Consider the following 805-nt stretch of genomic DNA (forward strand, 5'->3'; position numbering starts at 1 on the left):
CAATTGATTCCATATCTCCCGATCCTGAAAGTGAAACAGCAACCTTCATCGGTTCAGGAACAGACACCTATGGCACAATTGTCGGTTACAACTGGACTTCCAGCATTGACGGTCAGCTGAGTACATCAGCTTATTTCAGTACTTCAGATATCTCAATAGGCACCCACACCATTTACTTCAGTGTACAGGATGATGAAGGAGCATGGTCTGATACAGTTTCAAGAACCCTGGAAGTAGTTGACAATCTCATGCCAGTGATCAGTATAACCTCGCCGGCGGATGGATCTTCCACACCGGCAAGCTCAATTGCGGTCTCAGGTCTTGTCAATGGCACCGGTTCGCTGCCAGTGGTTGCAGTGAATAACATTGTTGCAGAAACCACAATTCTAGACTTCAACGGCACCTTCACGGCAACGGTACCTCTGGCCATGGGTACTAACGCCATTTATGCAAACGTTACCGATGCCGCTGGAAACACCAACACCATATATGTAAATGTTACACGAACCTCTCCACCTTCCAGCAGTGGAGGTAGTGGTGGAGGTAGTGGTGGCACTAGTAACAGTGGCAGTAATGGTATCTCATCTCCTGCTTTTGATGAAGCCGATGATTTTTCGTCCTGGAGTTCAGATTCAAGCTGGGAAATCAATGGCCAAAACTATAGCGGATTCTACTATGACATCCACGCCGATGCTTACGGTGAAAGTCTTACTATATACGAAAACGGTACAAATGGAACACGAACACTTAATACTTCTTTATCCCAGAATTCACTTGTCTATAGATCAGTTCTATTCAACGTCTA

At 45.6% G+C, this 805-nt stretch carries 1 protein-coding gene; it reads left to right on the forward strand.

Annotated features, from left to right (window positions below; genetic code table 11):
• Positions 1 to 805 (forward strand): hypothetical protein (locus KDK67_RS14150; protein WP_250869486.1); only part of this gene is annotated, 805 nt, incomplete at both ends.

It is taken from the genome of Methanococcoides seepicolus (genome assembly GCF_023684405.1).
GTDB classification, from domain to species: Archaea; Halobacteriota; Methanosarcinia; order Methanosarcinales; family Methanosarcinaceae; genus Methanococcoides; species Methanococcoides seepicolus.